The sequence below is a fragment of the Georgenia satyanarayanai genome, assembly GCF_023715365.1.
GTDB lineage: Bacteria > Actinomycetota > Actinomycetes > Actinomycetales > Actinomycetaceae > Oceanitalea > Oceanitalea satyanarayanai_B.
Window position 1 is genome coordinate 109,234 of sequence record NZ_JAMBNZ010000004.1, and the last position, 18,998, is coordinate 128,231.

An 18,998-nucleotide genomic window follows, 5' to 3' on the forward strand; every position below is an offset into this window, starting at 1 on the left:
GGGATGAGCGGCCCTGTCATGACCATCCGACGCCTCGTGCTGGTCCAGCACGCCCTGTTCGCGGTGCTCACCGCCGTGTGCGTGGGCCGGGCGCTGAGCACTGCGTCCGTGTCCGGCCCGCTGCTGCTGTCCGTCGCCCTCCTGGTGCTGTGGTACGCCGCGGGAGCGCGTTCCGCCGACACCCATGTCGACCTGCTCGTCACCAGCCCCCTGGAGGACCGCCCCGTCCGGGCGCTCGGGACGGGCGGGTGGTGGCTGTTGGGGCTCGTGCTCTGCTGGCTGGTGACGGTCGTCGTCTCACCGGAGATGGTGTGGGTGGCCTTCTCGCTGTGGCTCCTCGCCGGCCACCTGCTCCCTCTGCGCGTCGCAGTCCCGGTGAGTCTGCTGGTCCTCGCCGCAGTCGTGATGGGCCCGTGGCACGCGGGTGAGCTCACCGTCGCCGGGGTCGTCGGTCCGGTGGTCGGCGGGACCTTCGCCGTCGCACTGTCCCGCGGGGTGCACGCCGTCGTGCGGGACAGCGTCGAGCGGCAACGGCTCGTCAGCTCCCTGTACGCGGCCCAGGAGGAGGCGGAGGTGCTCCACGCCGAGCTTGCCGCGACCCAGCGGGAAGCCGGTGTCCTGTCCGAGCGGACGCGTCTGTCCCGCGACATCCACGACACGCTGGCCCAGGGGTTCTTCTCCATCCTGCTACTGGCCCGGGCGAGCGGCGCCACCGAGGAGCCCGGCGAGCACCGGCGCCTGCTCGGCCAGATCGAGCGCAGCGCCGGGGAACACCTGGACGAGGCCCGCCGGGTGGTCGCAGCACTGGCGCCCGCCACCCTGGAGTCGGGTCTGCACGAGGCCCTGCGAAGGATCGCCTCGAGGTTCGAGGACGAGACGGGCGTGCGGACGGAGCTGCGGGTGGAGGGGGACGTGCACGCGCTCCCGCTCGTCGTCGAGGTCGCGCTGCTCCGGACCGCTCAGGCGGCGCTGGCCAACGTCAGGCGCCACGCAGGGGCCCGCCGCACCGTGGTGACGCTGGCGGAGGCGGACACGTCGGTGCGCCTCGACGTCGTCGACGACGGCCGCGGCTTCGACCTGGCGACGGTGGCGGAGACGGCGCCCTCAGCGGGCAGCGGCTACGGCCTGCGTGCATCGCGCGAGCGCCTCCGGGAGCTCGGCGGCGACCTCCAGGTGGAGTCCGAGCCCGGCGCGGGTACCGCGGTGAGCGCGTCCGTGCCCCTCGGGAGGCCCGGCACGGAGTGACGCGCTCGCGGTGAGGTCAGGCGTCGTCACCCTCGTGCTGCTTGCGCCAGCGGATGCCGGCCTCGATGAAGTCGTCGATCTCGCCGTCGAACACGGCCGAGGGGTTGCCCTGCTCGTGCTCGGTGCGCAGGTCCTTGACCATCTGGTAGGGCTGCAGGACGTAGGAGCGCATCTGGTCGCCCCAGCTCGCCTTGACGTCGCCGGCGAGCGCCTTCTTCGCGGCGTTCTCCTCCTGCTGGCGCACGAGGAGCAGGCGGGACTGCAGGACGCGCAGCGCGGCGGCGCGGTTCTGGATCTGGGACTTCTCGTTCTGCATCGAGACGACGATCCCGGTGGGGATGTGGGTCATGCGCACCGCGGAGTCGGTCGTGTTGACCGACTGGCCGCCCGGGCCGGAGGAGCGGAAGACGTCGACCTTGATCTCCGACTCGGGGATCTCGACGTGGTCGGTCTGCTCGATGAGCGGGATGACCTCGACGGCGGCGAAGGAGGTCTGCCGCCGGCCCTGGTTGTCGAAGGGGGAGATCCGCACGAGGCGGTGCGTGCCGGCCTCGACGGAGAGGTGGCCAAAGGCGTAGGGCGCCTTGACCTCGAAGGTCACGCTCTTGAGGCCGGCCTCCTCGGCGTAGGACGTGTCGAGCACCTTGGTCGGGTAGCCGTGCCGCTCGGCCCAGCGCAGGTACATGCGCATGAGCATCTCGGCGAAGTCGGCGGCATCGACCCCACCGGCACCCGCGCGGATCGTCACGACGGCCTCGCGCTGGTCGTACTCCCCGGACAGGAGGGTGCGGACCTCGAGGTCCTCGAGGTCCTTGCGGATGGCGGTGAGCTCGGCCTCGGCATCGTGGAGGAAGGCGTCGGCGTCCGCGCCGTCCTCCTCCTCACCGAGCTCGACGAGCGCCTCGAGGTCCTCGATGCGCTGGCCCATCCGCTCGACGCGGCTGAGCTCGGCCTGGGCGTGGGAGAGCTGGCTGGTCACCGCCTGGGCGGCGTCCTGGTCGTCCCACAGGTCGGGGGCGCCGGCCTTCTCGGAGAGCTCGGCGATCTGCGCGCGCAGGGCGTCCGGGTCCGTCACCGCGCTGATGGCACGGTAGGTGGAGCGCAGGTGCTGGATCTCGTTCGGGAAGTCGATGGCCACGGTCACCCAGGCTACGCGATGGCGCGCGCCCAGGAGTCACGGCTGCCGCTCAGCCGACGACGAGCCCCACGGCGAGGGCGACCATGACGGCCCCGATGACGGCGTCGAGCACCCGCCAGGTGCCGGGGCGGCGCAGCGCGGGGGCGGCGGCGCGGGCCCCGAGGCCGAGGGCGGTGAACCAGGTGACGCTGCCTGCGACGGCCCCGGCCGCGAACCACCACCGCCCCACCTCGCCGTGCTGGTTCCCGATCGAGCCGAGCAGCAGGACGGTGTCGAGGTACACGTGCGGGTTGAGGTAGGTGAGGGCGAGGGCGGTGAGAGCCACCTGGCGGCGGGTGGCCGGGCCGGCCTCGCGCGCCTCGAGCGTCTGCGGGCGGCGGGCGTCGCGCATGGAGCGCAGCCCGTAGGCGGTGAGGTAGGCCGCCCCGGCCCACCGCAGCACCGTGAGGAGCACCGGGTTGCCGGCGACGACCGAGCCCACGCCGCTGACCCCGACCGTGATGAGCAGTGCGTCGGACAGCGCGCAGATGGCGACGACGAGACCGACGTGCCTGCGGGTCAGGCCCTGGCGCAGGACGAAGGCGTTCTGCGCGCCGATGGCGACGATGAGGGACAGCCCGGTGACGAGCCCGGTCAGCGCGACGCTGAGCACGGCCGGCGGCTCAGAAGGTGTAGGCGATGACGACCATCGCGATGAGGACGACGGCGATGACGGCCGTCGCCACCCGCCACCACAGGGGCTGCACGGGCCGGTGCCGGTCGCCGTCGTCACGGAGCTCCGGGGGCAGGTCGCTCATCGCCGTTCCTTCCGTCTGTAGGCAGGCGTCCCGATGGCCAGCACGATGAAGGCCAGCACCATGACCCCGATGATGACCGTAGCCATCGCGACGGCGTCCTCACCGAGGACGCCGACGAGCGGGCTCACGACCCCGGCGAGACCGGCCTGGGCGGCACCGATGAGCGCGGCTGCGGAGCCTGCTCGCTCGCCGTGGCGGCTGAGCGCGAGGGCGCTCGCGTTGGGCGGCACCACGGAGTTGACGGCGAGGAGCAGCCAGAGTGGGACGACAATCCCCACGAGTCCGGCGATGTCGCGGAAGGCGATGACGTAGAGGGCGACGGCGAGCACGAGCGCGATCGGCACCGCCACCCGCATGATGTGGAGCGGGTCGAAGCGCTGGACGATGGCGGCGTTGACCTGCGCGCCGAGGACGAGGCCGATGCCGTTGAGGGCGAAGAGGAGCGCGAACTGGGTCTCCCCGAGCCCGTACTGCTCCTGGAAGACGAAGGGCGAGCCCGCGACGTAGCTCATGAGGGCGCCCAGGCCCAGGCCTGGGAGGATCGCGAGCGCGACGAACTGCCGGTCGCGCAGCAGCACCCGGTAGCCGCGCAGCGCCCCGCCCACCCCCTCGCTGCGGCGTCGCTCCGGGGGCAGGGACTCGGGCAGGAAGCGCCACATGGAGAGCATGAGCGCCACGCCCAGCGCGGCGAGCACACCGAAGACGGCGCGCCAGCCGGCGATGTCGGCGACGAGGCTGCCCGCCGTCGGGGCGAGCAGGGGCGCGATGCCGATGACGAGCATGAGCCGGGAGAGGATCGCCGAGGCGGTGGCCCCGCTGTAGCGGTCGCGGATGACGGCCATCGCCGTCGTCGTCGCGGCCGCGTTCCCGATGCCCTGGATGACGCGCAGGACGAGCAGCGGGACGATGCCGGCCGCGAAGATGCACAGCACCGAGGCGATGACGTGGAGCAGGACGCCGACCATCACGGGGCGGCGCCGGCCGAAGCGGTCGGACAGCGGGCCGGCGAGGAGCTGGCCCAGCGCACCGCCGATGAGGACGCCGGTGATGGTGCCCTGGACGAGGGCGGGCGTCGTGTCGAGCTCGGTCGCCACGACGGGCAGCGACGGGAGGTACATGTCGGTGGTGACCGCGGGCAGCGCGGCCATGACGCCGACGAGGAGGATGAACTTCGCACTGGGCCGCGGGGACCGTGGGGCGAGGTTGGTCACCGGACAATCGTGCACCACCGCCGGGGCTCGCCCGAGTCGAGGTCCGCAACGGCGGTGTGACTCCTGACTCAGTCGTCCGAGACGGTGACGGTGACGTCGATGTTGCCGCGGGTGGCGTGGGAGTAGGGGCAGACCTCGTGGGCCTTGTCGGCGAGCTGCTGGGCCTCCTCGTGCGGCAGCTCCGGGAGCGCGACCTCGAGGGTGACGGCGAGGCCGAAGCCGCCGTCCGCGCGTCTGCCGATGTCGACGCGCCCGCCGACGGTCGAACCCTGGACGTCGACCCCGGTCTGGCGGGCGACGCCCTGCAGGGCGGAGTGGAAGCAGGCAGCGAAGCCCGCGGCGAGGAGGGGCTCAGGGTTGGCGCCGTTCCCGCGAGCCGCCCATCTCCTTGGAGACGGCCATGTCGAGGTCGAGGCGGCCGTCGGGGGTGCTCACGCGGCCGTCGCGGCCGGCGCCGGTGGACAGTGCTTCAGCGGTGGGCTTCGACCACCCCACCATCGGTCAGCGACCGCCTCGCACGCCGGTGGACCGGTCGCCCGTCAGCTGGGCGAGGGCCGAGCCGAGGCGGCGCTCGATCTCCTCCTCCGTCAGCCGCCCGGCCTCCAGGGTGCGGTCGGCGCCGACGTAGTAGAACGCCGCGCCGATCTCCTCCAGCGGCCGGCCGGTCCGCCGTGACCAGGCGAGGCGGTAGAGGGCGAGCTGGAGCTCCCGGGCCGCGAGGGTGTGGGCGTCCCGGGGCGGCGCGCCGGTCTTCCAGTCGACGACGTGCAGGCCCTGCTCGTCGTCGAAGACGGCGTCGATCCGGCAGCGGACCACCGTGCCGGCCACCGCCGTCTCGAGGTCGACCTCCACCGCGACGGGGCGGCGCGTGGCCCACGCCGAGGTGGTGAAGGTGCCCTTGAGCGCCTCGAGGTCCGGGGCGGCGCCCGCCCGCGGCTCCCCCGGCTCCCCTGGCTCCTCCGCACCGAAGAGGGCGTCGGCCCCCTCGACGTCGAGCAGGCTGGGCGCGCCGTAGTACTCCTCGACCCAGGCGTGGAAGAGGTTGCCGACGCTGGCGTGCTCGCTCGGCGCACTGGGCATGGGCCGGCGGCGCTCGAGGGCGAAGGCGTGCGGGTCCTGGGCGAGCCCGACGACCCCGGACGCGGACAGGTGCGTGCCGAGGGAGACCTCCAGCCCGGCGGCGCGGGACTCCTCGCGCTCGCGGAGGAGGAGCTCGGCGTCGCGCGCCCAGCGGGCGACGTCACCCGAGCGCTCCGCCGGGAGCCCGGTGGCGGTGCCGACGGCGACGGCGGCCGCCTCGAGCCGCTCCCGCCGCTCACCGAGCGGGTCGAGGGGCCACGTGGCGGCCACGACGCGCTCGAGGCTCGGGTTGACGGCGTCCTCGGCCGGCTCCGCGGTCCAGCCGAGGGGTGACTCCTCGACGAGCCCGGCGTCCCGCGCCTCGGTGAGGAAGCGCGAGGGCGGCAACGGCGTCTTGCCGGTGCGGAACCACGAGCCGGTGAGGAGCAGGGTGTGCCGGGCCCGGGTGACGGCGACGTACGCGAGGCGCCGCTCCTCTCCCACGGCGTGCCGGCCGCCGTCGCGCCGGAGCTGGGCGAGGGCGTCACGGACGTCGGCGTGCGTGGGCGCCGGGGGGATGTCGAGGGCGGGCAGGCTCTCGGCGTCCCCGCGTAGCGGGTAGGGCAGCGCGGTGCGGTCGGTGAGCCAGCCGGCGGAGCTCACCGCGCCGTCGGCCGAGGGGCGCCCCTTGTAGCTGGGGAACTGGGACTCGACCATCCCCGGCACGGCGACGACGTCCCACTCCAGGCCCTTGGCGGCGTGGACGGTGAGCACCTGGACGGCGCCGGGCTCGGGGTCCGCGTCGACCGGCTCGAGGCCGCGCTCGCGCTCCTCGGCGGCGTCGAGCCAGCCGAGGAAGGTGCCCAGGCCCCCGGTATCCGCGGCGAAGGAGGCGGCGACGTCGACGAAGGCATCGAGGTTGCCGCGGGCGTGCGCAGGCACGCGGCCGGCGCGCGCGGCGACCTCGATGTCCAGGCCCATGAGCGTGATCGTGTGCGCGACGACCTCGGGCAGGGAGAGGTAGCTGAGCGAGCGGACCTGGCGCAGGAGGTCCCCCAGGCGCCGGACCCGCCGCAGCCCGTCGGTGGTCATCGCGGCGCCCGACGGCGCCCGCCACCCCGGGGCGGGCGGTTCGTCGACGGCCTCGACGACGCTCGCCTCCCCCTTGGCGCCGGTGGCCGCGGCGAGGGAGCGCGCCCAGGCGCCGAGGACGTGGAGGTCGGCGGCGCCGAGCCCGGCGCCGGTGAGCAGCCGCATGGCGGAGTCCCCGCGCGAGGCGTCGTGGGCGGCCTCGAGGGCGGCACGGACGTCGACGACCTCCGGCGCGGCGAGCAGCCCGCCGAGGCCGAGGACCTCGACCGGGACGTCGCGGGCGCGCAGCGCCTCGACGACGCCGGTGAACTGGGAGCGGGTGCGGCACAGCACGGCGGCCGTCTGCTCCGGGGCCCAGCGCTCGACGAAGAAGTCGGCGATGCCGGCGACCTCGTCCTCGACCGACTCGGCGTAGCCGGCGAGCACCCGGCCCTCCTCCGCACCCGGGCGCGCGACGAGCTCGGGCACCTCCACCGGGGCCGGCCCGGAGTCCGCCGGCAGGCGCAGCGGCCCGGACGCGCGGTTGGCGACGGCGAGGATGCGGGCGTCGTTGCGCCACGAGGTGCGCAGGTAGCGGGTGGGGGTGTGCTCCTGGCCCGCGCGGCCCAGGCTGGGGAACTGGGCGGGGAAGTCCGCGAGCGCCGCGGCGGCGGCCCCTCGCCAGCCGTAGATCGCCTGGTTCGGGTCACCGACGGCGGTGACCGCGTGGCCGCCGCCGAAGACCGAGGAGAGCAGCCGCAGCTGGGCCACCGACGTGTCCTGGTACTCGTCGAGCAGGACGAGGGGGTACTGCTCGCGCAGCGCTTGCCCGACGGCGGGCACGGTCTCGGCGATGCGCGCCGCCATGGCCACCTGGTCGGCGAAGTCCATGACGCCGTGCTCCCGTTTGGCGCGGGCATAGGCGTCGACGAGGTCGAGGACCGCCAGCCGCTCGCGCAGGGAACCGACCGTCTTGCGGGTGTCCGCGTAGGGCTCCTTGGTCCGGCCCGACGGCGTGGCGTCGGTGAGTGAGCCGATGAGCTGCTCGAGCTGCTCGCGGGCGTCGTCGGTAGACAGGAGGTGCTCGGCGAGCGCCCCGGACAGGGAGAGCACCGCCTCGGTGACCGAGCCGGGCGTGGCGTCGACGTCGAGGGCCTCGTGCCAGCCCTGGACGACGCCGTCGGCGAGCTGCCAGGCACCGGCCTCGGTGACGAGCCGGGCGTCGGGGTCCATGCCGATGCGCAGCGCGTGCTCCTTGGCGATGTCCGCGGCGAAGGAGTTGTAGGTGGCGATGGTGGGGCGGTCGACGTCCATGCGGGCGTCCTCGACGGCGAGCAGACCCGCGCGCCGCAGCTGGCGTAGGCGCAGCCGGACGCGGTCGGAGAGCTCGGCGGCGGCCTTGCGGGTGAAGGTGAGGCCGAGGACCTCGTCGCCGCGCACCTGCCCGTTCGCGACGAGGTGGACGACGCGCGCGGACATCGTCTCGGTCTTGCCCGACCCGGCCCCGGCGACGACGAGCTGCGGCGCGAGCGGGGCCTCGATGACGGCCTGCTGCTCCTCGGTGGGCACGTGCTGGCCGAGCGCGCGGGCGATGTCGGCGGGGCTGTGCTGGACGGGGGTGAGGATCTCGGTCACTGGGTCACCTGTCGTCCCTCGCTCTGGATCGGGCAGCTGCGCCGCACCGGGCAGTGGCTGCAGCCGGGGTTGACGCGCGCCTCGAAGCGGGCGCCGGACATCGTGTCGGCGACCCGGGCGACGAGCGCGTGCGCCCAGGCCGGGTCCTCGGCCTCCCGCGGCGGGACCTGGCGCCGCTCGGTGGCACCGGCCTTGCCCGTGCCGAGGTAGACGAGCCGCGCCCCGGCCGACTCCCCCGCGCCGGGGAGCCCCCCGGCCTCGACGGCGACCTGGTAGGTGGCCAGCTGCGCGTTGGTGCGGGCCTCCTCCTCGCTCACCGGGTTCTTGGAGGTCTTGAGGTCGACGACGCGGACGACCTCGCCGTCGCCGTCCCCGGCCGGGCCGAGGCGCTCGACGCGGTCGATGCGCCCGACCAGCCGGGCGCGCCCGACGTCCGCGGTGAAGGCGGTCTCGACGTCGACCTCCCCCGGGACCCCGGCCACGTAGTGCGCCAGGCGCTCGACCATGAGCTCGGCCTCCGCCCGCGAGCGCCGCCCCACCCAGCCCTCGCCCAGGCCGAGGGAGGACCAGCGGGCCTCGAGGGCCTCGCGCAGCTCCTCGAGGGTGCCGTGCGGGTGCTCGGCGGCGATGTCGTGGACGAGGTTGCCTAGCGACTGGTCCAGGGAGTCCTCCCGCCGGCCGCCCGCGGTCTGCAGGGCCCAGCGCAGCGGGCAGCGGTCGGCGGTCTCGACGGTGGAGGGGGTGACGGGCACCTGCTGGTCGGGGCCGTGGAGCGGCGCGGTGCTGCTCGCCGTGGCCAGGCCGTGCCACTCCTGCGGATCCGCGCCGGGGACCTCCCGCGCGGCGAGGTGGGCGAGGAGCACGGCCGCCGCCTCGTACCGGTCGGACCGGGCAGCGCCACGCGCCTGGGCGAGGAGCTCGGAGTCCAGGGCGGCCCGCAGCTCGGCGACGAGCCCGCGCAGGTCGAGGGCGGGCGGGACGGGGCCGGCCGCCTCCTCGGCGGAGTCGGCGCCGAGGAGCTCGAGGAAGGAGGAGGGGCGGTCGTCGAGGTCGAGGACGGCGGTGGCGACGAGCCGGCGGGTGGCGCGCGAGACGGCGACGGCGAGCATGCGCAGCTCGTCGTCCAGGACGTCGCGGCGTGCCTGGCTGCGCGCCGCGGGCGTGCCCGGCTCGCGCCGGCCGGAGGCGATGTCGGCGAGCTCGCCCGCCCCGAGCAGCGTGTCCCGCAGGCGCAGGTCGGGCCACACGTCTTCCTGGAGGCCGGCGAGGACCACGACCTCCCACTGCCCGCCGCCGGTGCCGGCCGGGGTGAGGATCGCGACCGTCTCGCGGCGCTGCCCCTGGGCGGCGAGGGTGTCGGCGGCGATGTCCTGGGCGAGCACCTCGGCGACGAAGCCGGCCGGCCCCGCCCCGGCGTGCCGCTCGTCGAACTGCTCGGCGGCGCGGAAGAGGGCCATGAGGGCGTCGAGGTCGGCGTCGGCGCGTTCCCCGGTGGCGCCTCCGGCGAGGGCACGCCGGCGCCACGGCTCGGCGAGCCCGGCGGCGTCCCACAGCGCCCACAGCACCTCGGTGGCACCGCCGCCGTGCTCGTGGGCGGCACGGCCGGCGGCCAGCACGCGGCTCACGCGCACCGGGCCGGCGCGGTGGGGGCCGGGCAGGTGCGCGGCGCGCACCGGGTCGGCGAGGACCTCGAGGAGGAGCTCGTCGGTGGCGGCCCGCACGGCCACCGGGGCGCTGCCCTCGGGCAGCTCGGCCGCGACCGCACCACGCAGGGAGCGCCGCAGGCCGCGCAGGGACACCGAGTCCATCCCGCCGAGCGGGGAGCACAGGAGCGCGACGGCGGCCTCGGCGTCCAGCGCGCCGGTGACCGCGCGCACCGCGGTGAGGAGTGGACGCACGGCGGGCTCCTCGCGCAGCGCCTGGCGCGCACCCTCCTGCGCGACCGGGACCCCGGCCTCGCGCAGCTGACGGCGCAGCCCGGCGACCTGGCCCGTGGAGCGCACGACGACGACCATCTGCGACCACGGCGTGCCGTGGTGCAGGTGCTCCTCGCGCAGCCGCCGGGCGACGTGCGCCGCCTGCTGGCTGGGGCTGCGCAGGACCGCGGTCTCGACGCCGCGGGGCGGCTCGTCCGGGCGGGGCTCGGGCTCGCGGACCTCGGCGTGCGGGGCGCCGCGGTGGCGCGCGCCGCCGACGACTGAGATCTCGCTCGTCACCCGCCGCGTGACCTCCCGGAGCGCGGGCGTGCCGCGCCACACCGTGCCGAGGACCTCACGATCGGCGTCGAAGCCGCCGATCGCCTCGCGCGTGACCGCCCGGCCCACGAGCGCCGGCGTCCCGCCGCGGAAGCCCTGGACACCGGCGTCCGGGTCACCGAGCAGGACGAGCTCGGCGCCGTCGTCGGCCAGCGCGTGGAGCAGACGCGCCGTGGCGAGCGTGGCGTCCTGGTAGTCGTCCACGACGATCGTGCCCCAGCGGGGCGGGGCGAGGTCGGGCAGGTCCTCGCGCCAGGTGCGCAGGGCGTGGGTGGCGACGTCGACGACGGCGGCGACGTCGTAGCGGGCGCCGCGGTCGGCCGGGGTCTCCCCCAGCACGGTGACGTCGGTGTACTCCCCGAGGACGACGGCGGCCGACTCCCACTCCGGCCGGCCGGCGCGGCGGCCCAGGCTCGCGAGCTCCTCCGGGCTCAGGCCCAGCTCGACGGCGCGGGTGAGGAGGTCGCGCAGCTGGTTGCGGAAGGCGGGCTGGGCGCGGGTCTCCGGCCCGATGCCGGCGGGCCAGCGCGGGTCACGGCCCAGGCCGTCGGCGTGCCCGGCGAGCAGCTCGGCGAGGGCGGCGTCCTGCTGCGGGCCGGTGACGAGGGTGGGGGGCGGCTGGCGCAGCGCCGTGGCGCGCGCGTGGACGACGGCGTAGGCGAAGGAGGCGACCGAGCGGACCAGGCCGCGGGTGCTGCCGCCCTCCCCGAGGAGCCGGGTGCCGACGGCGTCGCGGACGCGGTCGGCGGCGCGCCGCGACGGGGCGAGGAAGAGGGCGGGGCTGCTCAGCGGGTGGCTGCCCAGCGCGGCGCAGGACCCGGCGCGGGCGAGGAAGGTCTCCACCGCCGTCGTCGTCTTCCCGCTGCCGGGGGCGCCGACGACGAGGAGGTTCCCGGCACCGGCCGGCCGCGTGACGACACGCATCTGGTCGGCGTCCAGGTCCACCGCGGCGCGCGCCGCCGGGACGCTGAGCCGGACCGCCATCTGTGTCACGCGTCGATGGAACCACGGGCCACCGACATCGGCGGTCACGCCGTCGGCGAACCCGGTCGGCCGGCCTGGTCCGGCGCGCCTACGATGGGTCGACATCCTGTCAGCCGCGGCCCCGGCCGCCCCAGCAAGGAGCGGAACACCTTGGAGATCACCATCGGCGTGCGTGACGTCGCCCGCGAGATCACGATCGACTCCCCGCTGTCCGCGGAGGAGCTGCGAGGGGTCGTCAAGGCGGCGCTGGACGCGGGCACCACCCTCGAGCTCACCGACGAGAACGGTGCCCAGGTGCTCGTCCCCGGCGGCGCGCTCGGCTACGTCCGCTTCGGCTCCGAGACCCCCCGCCGCGTCGGCTTCGGGGTCTGACCTACGCGGCCAGGCCCAGCCGCTCCATGCGGCGGGCGTGGCCCGCGGAGATCGTTCCCACCGCCGGGGCGGCCAGGGCGGCGAGGTCCGCCGCTCCCGCCGACTCGACGACGTCGAGCACCGGCTGGACGGCGCCCAGCGCCTCCCCCGCCACCCGGCGGCCCCACAGCGCGAGCCGGGCCGCGAGCGCCGGGTCGCCGGCGGTCGCCTGCGCGACCTCGGCCGCCACGAGGCCGGTGAGGCCCTGCCCGGCGAGCGCGTCGGCGACGACGCCGCGGACGGGCTCGGGCAGGTGCTCGCCCACCGTCCGGGCCAGGTCCCGCACCATGCCGCCGGCGACGACGGTGCGCACCACCCGCTCCCGCCAGTCGTCCGAGCGCGTGCGCTGCCCGATCCCGTCGAGCAGCGCCAGGTAGGGCGCGGCGGCGTCGGTGAGGTCGCCACCGTGCTCCTCGGCGCTGCGGGAGAGCGCGTCGTAGGCGCCGAGCTGGCCGGACGCGAGCCGCGCGACCGCCACCCGTGCCCGCGTGCGCGGGGCGTGCAGGGCGTCGGCCGCCAGCCAGTCGAAGGCGCTGAGCCGGCTCGCGGCCACGAGCCCGAGCACGGTCACCACCTGCTCGGGGCGGTCGAGGGCGGGGGCGGACGGCTCTGGGCTCGGCATGCGTCCAGCCTAGTTCCGGCACCGCCCCGGCCCTGCCGCGGCTGTGCGCCCGCCCACCATCGGGCGCATGCCGGGCCCCTGGCGCTACACTGGCACGGTTCATACGGTTGACCGGTCGTCACGTATATCAGAGCCCTGCCGCCCACGCGGCGCGAATGCCCACGATCGGCTGCCACGACCAGGCGCTGCTGCCGGCGAACCCGCCGCCCCGCCACAACCGGATAGGTACCACTCGTGACTGACACCTCCTCGGGCGTGATCACGCCCTCGGCCGACGACGGCCGCATCGACGTCTCCACCGCTGTCGACACCGCCGCCCTCGACGCAGCCGGCATCGACACGATCGACGCCGACATCACCGACGCGAGCAACGAGGCCCTCGCCCCGGAGCGCACCTTCGCGGACTTCGGCGTCGACCAGGCGATCGTCGACGCGCTCGCGGACGACGGCATCCTCCACCCCTTCCCGATCCAGGCGCTCACCCTGCCCGTCGCGCTGAGCCGCCACGACATCATCGGCCAGGCCAAGACCGGCACCGGCAAGACCCTCGGCTTCGGCATCCCGGCGCTGCAGAACGTCGTCGCCCCCGGCGAGGAGGGCTGGGACACCCTGCCCGACCCCGGCAAGCCGCAGGCGCTCGTCATCGTCCCCACCCGTGAGCTGGCCGTCCAGGTCGCCGGGGACCTCGTCGTCGCCTCCCGCCGCCGCCCGTCGCTGCGGGTCGCCCAGGTCTACGGCGGACGCGCCTACGAGCCGCAGATCGAGGCGCTCCAGAAGGGCGTCGAGGTCGTCGTCGGCACCCCCGGCCGGATGATCGACCTGTTCAAGCAGCGCCTCCTCGACCTCTCACGGGTGCGCACCGTCGTGCTCGACGAGGCCGACGAGATGCTCGACCTCGGCTTCCTGCCCGACGTCGAGACCCTCCTCGCCGGCACCCCGGCCACCCGCCACACCATGCTCTTCTCCGCGACCATGCCCGGCGCCGTCGTCGCCCTGGCCCGCCGGTACATGACGCGCCCCACGCACATCCGCGCACAGGACCCGGGCGACGACGGCCACACCGTCAAGTCGACGCGGCAGATCGTCTACCGCGCCCACGCCCTCAACAAGGTCGAGATGCTCTCGCGCATCCTCCAGGCCGAGGGCCGCGGCCTCACCATCGTCTTCACCCGCACCAAGCGCACCGCCGCGAAGGTCGCCGACGAGCTCGCCGAGCGCGGCTTCGCCTCCGCGGCCATCCACGGCGACCTCGGCCAGGGCGCCCGCGAGCAGGCGCTGCGCGCCTTCCGCTCCGGCAAGGTCGACGTCCTCGTCGCCACCGACGTCGCCGCCCGCGGCATCGACGTCGACAACGTCACGCACGTCGTCAACTACCAGTGCCCCGAGGACGAGAAGACCTACCTCCACCGCATCGGGCGTACCGGCCGCGCCGGGCTCTCCGGCACCGCCGTGACCTTCGTCGACTGGGACGACATGCCGCGCTGGGGGCTCATCAACAAGACCCTCGGCCTGGGCCTGGAGGAGCCGCCGGAGACCTACCACACCTCCCCGCACCTGTACTCCGACCTCAGCATCCCCACCGGGATCACCGGGCGGCTGCCGCGCAGCGCCCGCACCCGCGCGGGGCTGCAGGCGGAGACGCTCGAGGACCTCGGGGAGACCGGCAAGTCCGCCGGCCGGGGCACCCGGGCCCCGCACGGCGGCGGCCAGGGCGGCCCGGGCCGCGGCGGGCGCAACGGCGGCGGACGCGCCGACGCCGGTCGCAGCAGCGCCACCGGCAGCCAGGGCGCCGAGGCGCCGCGCGAGGGCCAGGAGCGCCGTCGCCGCCGTCGCACCCGCAAGCCGAGCGGTGCCAGCGAGGGCTGACCCACCACGCACGCCGCGCCCCCGTCCGGATCCCCGGGCGGGGGCGTTGCCGTCTCAGCATTCACTTCCGGTGGACAGTGTGTGGCTTTTGTCACGCAGGTTCGCTAACGTGCCCGGATGCGGTCAACGGGGGCAGCACGCGCGGGTCGGGCACTGTCGTCCGCCGCGCTCGTCGTCGTGCTCTCCCTCGCCTTCCACCTGCTCGCCGGCGGCGCCGCGCCCGCGGCCTCGACCCTGGCCGGCCTGGCCGCGGTGTGCACGGCGGCCTCGCTCCCCCTCACCCGCTGCCCGCTGCGGCCGGACCGCCTGCTCGTCCTGCTCGCCGTCGCCCAGGTCGTCCTCCACCTCACCTTCCAGTCCGGCGCGCACCACGCCGCCCACGGCCACGGTCTCCCGCTGCCGATGGTGGCGACCCACGTCCTCGCCACGGTCCTCACCGCCCTCGTCCTGCGGCACGGGCAGGCCCTGCTGCGCGCAGGCCTCGCGCGCGTCGTCCGCAGCCGCCGCCTCACCCCGCGGCCGGTCCCCGCCCCGCCCCGCACGGCCGTCGCCGTCTCACGCCCGGTGCCGCCGGTGGTCCCCGCCACCGGCGCGGCCACCGGACGCGCCCCTCCGCTCCCGGTTCGCAGCTGAGCCCTGGTCGCCCCACCGGCGACCTCCCCGGCCGTGCGTCCGCACGTCCGGGACCGAACCGGAAGGCACACCCATGACACGTCCACTCCCGGCCACCGCGGCCGTGGTCCCGTGACGGTCCAGCTCGTCGACCTCCTCCACCAGGGGGCGCAGGTCCTCGTCTACCTCGGGATCCTCGGCACGAGCGGTCTGGTCCTCTTCCGCACCGTGCTCCTCGACCCCGGGGCGCGCCTCGTCGACGCGCCGGTCCAGCGGCTCACCACCCTCGTCGCGGCCGCCGCGCTCGGCGGCCTTCTCCTGTACCTCGCCGCCGACGGCGCATGGCGGACCGGTGCGGGCGTCTCCGGGCTCGTCGACCCGGGCACCCTGTGGGACACGCTCACCGGCACGCCGGTGGGGCTGGCGACGGTCGTCGCCCTCGTGGGGCTCGTCCTCGCGCTCGGCACCGGCGCCACCCCGGTGGGCCGGGCGCTCACGTGCGCCGGCGCCGCCCTCGCCCTGCTCTCGCTGCCCCTCGCCGGCCACAGCCGCTCCTTCGGGCCCGCCTGGCTCGTCCTCGGCAGCGACGCGGTCCACGTGCTCGCCGGTGCCGTGTGGTTCGGCGGCGTCCTGGGGCTGGTCATCACCCTGCGCAGCTCCGCTCCCGCCGGCGCCGCCGCCCGGACCGTGGGCCGCTTCTCCACCGCGGCCCTGTGGGTGGTGCTCGCGCTCGGCGGGACCGGCACGGTGCTCGCCTGGCGGATCCTGCCCGGTCTGGACGCGCTCACCGGCACCGGCTACGGCCTCACCCTCCTGGCGAAGGTCGCCGTCGTCGGCCTCGTCGTCGTCATCGCCGGGTGGAACCGCTACCGGCTCGTCCCGCGCATCGGGGACGACGACGGCGCCCGCGCCCGCCTGCGCCGCACCGTGGGCACCGAGGCGTGGCTCCTTCTCCTCGCGGTGGCGCTCACCGGTGTCCTCGTCTCCCAGAGCCCCACCGGGTAGGGGCTCGGGCTCAGCGCGCTGAGCGTCCTCAGGCGTGGGCGTCGATGAAGGAGAAGACGGCGTCGGCCATGAGCTGGACGGCGATCGCCGCGAGGAGCAGGCCGGCGAGGCGGGTGACGAGGGTCGTGCCACCGTCGCCGAGGACGCGGTGGATGACGAGCGAGAAGCGCATCGCCAGCCACAGGCAGATGTGGACGCCGATGATCGCCAGCGCGATGGCGAACCAGCCGGTGGGGCCGTCGGCGTCCTGCACCGCGAGCATGGCGGCGACGATCGCGCCCGGCCCGGCGAGCAGCGGCGTGCCGAGGGGCACGAGCGCGACGTTGACCTTGCCGCCCCCGGCGGGTTGCGGCTCCTCCGCCTTGCCGGTGAGCAGCTCCATCGCGACGAGGAGGAGCAGCAGACCGCCGGAGAGCTGCAGGGCGGGCACGGAGATGCCGAGGAAGTCGAGGATGTAGGGCCCGAGCACCGTGAACACGGTGATGACCCCGAGGGCGACGACGGTCGCCTGCCGCGCCGCGCGCTTGCGCTCCTTGGCGGTGCTCGTCGAGGTGAGCGCGAGGAAGATCGGCACGGTCCCGGGCGGGTCCATGATGACGAACAGCGTGAAGAAGGTCGTGGCGAGCAGCCCGACGTCGAGCACCGCGCTCACGGGCGGACCACCGGCAGGTAGCCCTCGCCCTCGATCTGCTCCAGCACCGCGGGGTCGGTGAGGTGCTCACCGAGCCGGTTGGGCTTGCCGGTTCCGTGGTAGTCGCTGGAGCCGGTGACGAACAGGCCGAGGGAGGAGGCGAGGTCGCGGAGCTGGGCCTTGGCGCCGTCGTCGTGGTCGCGGTGGTCCACCTCGAGTCCCGCGAGGCCTGCGGCGGCCATCTCCTCGATGACGACGTCCTCGACGACGCGGCCGCGGGCCCCGGCGCGCGGGTGTGCCATGACGGGCACGCCGCCGGCCCGGCGCACGAGCTCGACCGCCGCGGCGGCGTCCGGGGCGTCGTAGCGCACGTAGTACGGGCTTTCGGCGTGGAGGATCTCGGTGAAGGCGGCCGAGCGGTCGGTGGCGTACCCACGGGCGACGAGCGCGTCGGCGATGTGGGGGCGTCCCACCGTGCCGCCCGGCTCGAGGAGGGCCTCGACCTCCGCCCAGGTGAGCTCGAAGTCCAGGGCCAGGCGCTCGACCATCCGGCGGGCACGGCCCAGGCGGGAGTCGCGGGCACGCGCGACGGCGGTGCCGAGGCCGCGGGCGGCGGGGTCGTGGAGGTAGGACAGGAGGTGGACGCTGATCCCGCCGGCGGAGGTGGAGATCTCCGCGCCGCGGACAAGGGCAACCCCGGTGCGCTCGACGGCGGCGGCGGCCTCCCCCCACCCGTCCCACGTGTCGTGGTCGGTGAGGGCGACGACGTCGAGGCCGGCGGCGGCCGCGGCGGCCATGAGGACGGCCGGCCGCTCGGTGCCGTCGGAGAGGCTCGAGTGGGTGTGGAGGTCGACGGCGGGGCGGGCGAGCACGAGGCCCAGGGTACGGCCTGGGCGCCCGGCGGCGGGCGCCGCGTGCGTGCGACGATGGGCACATGAGCGTCACGGACCGTCAGGACAACCAGCCGTTGAGCGAGCGCGGGTCGAACCGTTCCCAGCGCCCCTCGTCGCCCGCCTTCCGGGCGTTCATCGCCTCGGGCTGGGAGGAGCGGCCGCCGACCCTGCCCGAGGAGAGCCCCGCGGCGCCCTTCGCGGCCGCCCGCCGCGAGCGCCTCGGCGCCCAGTTCCCTGGCGAGCGTCTCGTCCTGCCGGCCGGCACGCTCGTCACCCGCTCCAACGACACCGACTACCGCTTCCGGCCGCACTCCGCCTTCGCCCACCTCACCGGGCTGGGCACCGACGAGGAGCCCGACGCCGTCCTCGTCCTGCACCCCACCGACGACGACGCCGCCACCCACGAGGCCGTCCTCTACTTCCGTCCTCGGGCGGGCAAGGACACCGAGGAGTTCTTCGCCGACTCCCGCTACGGGGAGCTGTGGGTCGGGCAGCGGCCCAGCCTGGAGGAGGTCTCGGCCCTCACCGGGCTGCGGACCGCCCACATCGACTCCCTCGCCGACGAGCTCGCCAAGGACGCCGGGGCGGGCGGGGTCCAGCTGCGCGTCGTGCGCGGTGTCGACGCCGCCGTCCAGGCGCACGTCGAGACCGCCCGCACCGGCCAGCAGGAGACGGAGGCGGCCGACGCCGTCCTCGCCGAGGCGCTGTCCGAGCTGCGGTTGCGCAAGGACGCCTTCGAGGTCGAGGAGATGCGCAAGGCCGTCGCCGCCACCGCCGAGGGCTTCGCCGACGTCGTGCGCTCCCTGCCCCGTGTCCTGGCCCACCACCGCGGCGAGCGCGTCATCGAGGGCATCTTCGGCGCCCGCGCCCGTGAGGACGGCAACGCCGTCGGCTACGACACGATCGCCGCCGCCGGCAACCACGCCAACACGCTGCACTGGATCCGCAACGACGGCGCCGTCCGTCCCGGGGACCTCGTGCTCATCGACGCCGGGGTGGAGGTCGAGTCCCTCTACACCGCCGACGTCACCCGCACGATCCCGGTGGACGGCGTCTTCACCGAGCCGCAGCGCCGCGTCTACCAGGCGGTGCTCGACGCCGCCGATGCCGCCTTCGCGCGCGCGGCCGAGCCGGGCGTCCGCTTCCGGGACCTCCACGCCGCCGCCATGGAGGTGCTCGCCCACCGCCTGGCCGACTGGGGCCTGCTGCCGGGGACCGCGGAGGAGTCCCTCTCCGAGGAGGGCCAGTTCCACCGGCGCTGGATGGTCCACGGCACGAGCCACCACCTCGGCATCGACGTCCACGACTGCGCGCAGGCCCGCCGGGAGATGTACCTGGACGCCGAGCTCGAGCCGGGCATGGTCTTCACGATCGAGCCGGGCCTGTACTTCCGCGCCGACGACCTCACCGTCCCCGAGGAGCTGCGCGGCATCGGTGTACGCATCGAGGACGACGTCCTCGTCCGCGAGGACGGGACAGTGGAGAACCTCAGCGCCGCCCTCCCCCGGACGGCCGACGACGTCGAGACCTGGATGGCGAGCCTCCTCGAGCGCTAGCCCTCTC

At 75.5% G+C, this 18,998-nt stretch carries 15 protein-coding genes and 1 pseudogene; 6 read left to right on the top strand and 10 right to left on the bottom strand.

Annotated elements, in window-relative coordinates:
* The first annotated feature begins 3 nt into the window (after positions 1-3).
* Positions 4-1,245 carry a sensor histidine kinase gene (locus M3148_RS06545; protein WP_251303884.1) on the top strand — a complete coding sequence of 414 codons (1,242 nt, stop codon included), beginning with the start codon at positions 4-6 and terminating at the stop codon, positions 1,243-1,245.
* 16 nt (positions 1,246-1,261) lie between these two features.
* Here M3148_RS06545 and prfB read toward each other — a convergent pair whose 3' ends face one another.
* The 7 genes and pseudogenes from prfB to M3148_RS06575 all read right to left on the bottom strand — a co-directional run bounded on the left by prfB (position 1,262) and on the right by M3148_RS06575 (position 11,395).
* Complete coding sequence (prfB, locus tag M3148_RS06550; RefSeq protein WP_251303885.1) at positions 1,262-2,383, bottom strand: peptide chain release factor 2; 1,122 nt, start codon at positions 2,381-2,383, stop codon at positions 1,262-1,264.
* A gap of 49 nt (positions 2,384-2,432) precedes the next feature.
* Complete coding sequence (locus M3148_RS06555) at positions 2,433-3,035, bottom strand: LysE/ArgO family amino acid transporter (protein WP_251303886.1); 603 nt, start codon at positions 3,033-3,035, stop codon at positions 2,433-2,435.
* Between the two features lie 10 nt (positions 3,036-3,045).
* Positions 3,046-3,180 (bottom strand): hypothetical protein, encoded by a 135-nt coding sequence (locus tag M3148_RS17790; protein ID WP_285883518.1) that lies wholly within the window; start codon positions 3,178-3,180, stop codon positions 3,046-3,048.
* On the bottom strand, positions 3,177-4,391 hold the full coding sequence (locus M3148_RS06560) for a multidrug effflux MFS transporter (protein ID WP_251303887.1): 1,215 nt from the start codon (positions 4,389-4,391) through the stop codon (positions 3,177-3,179). The genes M3148_RS17790 and M3148_RS06560 overlap by 4 nt, the downstream gene beginning before the upstream one ends.
* A gap of 68 nt (positions 4,392-4,459) precedes the next feature.
* Positions 4,460-4,889: pseudogene (locus M3148_RS06565) on the bottom strand (organic hydroperoxide resistance protein).
* A gap of 3 nt (positions 4,890-4,892) precedes the next feature.
* Positions 4,893-8,156, bottom strand: coding sequence for an ATP-dependent helicase (locus M3148_RS06570; RefSeq protein ID WP_251303888.1), 3,264 nt, complete (start codon positions 8,154-8,156; stop codon positions 4,893-4,895).
* Complete coding sequence (locus tag M3148_RS06575; RefSeq protein WP_251304097.1) at positions 8,153-11,395, bottom strand: ATP-dependent DNA helicase; 3,243 nt, start codon at positions 11,393-11,395, stop codon at positions 8,153-8,155. Before M3148_RS06575 ends, M3148_RS06570 begins: the two co-directional genes overlap by 4 nt.
* Before the next feature lie 150 nt (positions 11,396-11,545).
* Between M3148_RS06575 and M3148_RS06580 the strand changes: the two genes are divergently transcribed.
* Positions 11,546-11,767, top strand: a complete 222-nt coding sequence (locus tag M3148_RS06580; protein ID WP_251303889.1) for a DUF3107 domain-containing protein — start codon at positions 11,546-11,548, stop codon at positions 11,765-11,767.
* A 1-nt stretch (position 11,768) separates the two neighbouring features.
* On the opposite strand, the gene M3148_RS06585 is transcribed toward M3148_RS06580, so the two are convergent.
* The gene (locus M3148_RS06585) at positions 11,769-12,428 is read right to left on the bottom strand and encodes a ferritin-like fold-containing protein (protein ID WP_251303890.1); all 660 of its coding nucleotides are present in this window, start codon (positions 12,426-12,428) and stop codon (positions 11,769-11,771) included.
* A 234-nt stretch (positions 12,429-12,662) separates the two neighbouring features.
* Between M3148_RS06585 and M3148_RS06590 the strand changes: the two genes are divergently transcribed.
* From M3148_RS06590 to M3148_RS18275, 3 genes are all read left to right on the top strand, one after another.
* The gene (locus M3148_RS06590; RefSeq protein ID WP_440136905.1) at positions 12,663-14,294 is read left to right on the top strand and encodes a DEAD/DEAH box helicase; all 1,632 of its coding nucleotides are present in this window, start codon (positions 12,663-12,665) and stop codon (positions 14,292-14,294) included.
* 117 nt (positions 14,295-14,411) lie between these two features.
* On the top strand, positions 14,412-14,927 hold the full coding sequence (locus M3148_RS06595) for a hypothetical protein (protein ID WP_251303891.1): 516 nt from the start codon (positions 14,412-14,414) through the stop codon (positions 14,925-14,927).
* A 111-nt stretch (positions 14,928-15,038) separates the two neighbouring features.
* The gene (locus tag M3148_RS18275; protein ID WP_251303892.1) at positions 15,039-15,911 is read left to right on the top strand and encodes a copper resistance D family protein; all 873 of its coding nucleotides are present in this window, start codon (positions 15,039-15,041) and stop codon (positions 15,909-15,911) included.
* Positions 15,912-15,939: 28 nt separating this feature from the next.
* On the opposite strand, the gene M3148_RS06605 is transcribed toward M3148_RS18275, so the two are convergent.
* Positions 15,940-16,563: a MarC family protein gene (locus M3148_RS06605; RefSeq protein ID WP_251303893.1), complete on the bottom strand. Its 624-nt coding sequence runs from the start codon at positions 16,561-16,563 to the stop codon at positions 15,940-15,942.
* A complete protein-coding gene (locus M3148_RS06610) occupies positions 16,560-17,339 on the bottom strand; it encodes a PHP domain-containing protein (protein WP_251304099.1) in 780 nt (259 codons plus the stop codon). Before M3148_RS06610 ends, M3148_RS06605 begins: the two co-directional genes overlap by 4 nt.
* Positions 17,340-17,476: 137 nt before the next feature.
* Here M3148_RS06610 and M3148_RS06615 point away from each other — a divergent pair, with 137 nt between their 5' ends.
* Complete coding sequence (locus M3148_RS06615) at positions 17,477-18,991, top strand: aminopeptidase P family protein (protein ID WP_251303894.1); 1,515 nt, start codon at positions 17,477-17,479, stop codon at positions 18,989-18,991.
* Positions 18,992-18,998: the final 7 nt, after the last annotated feature.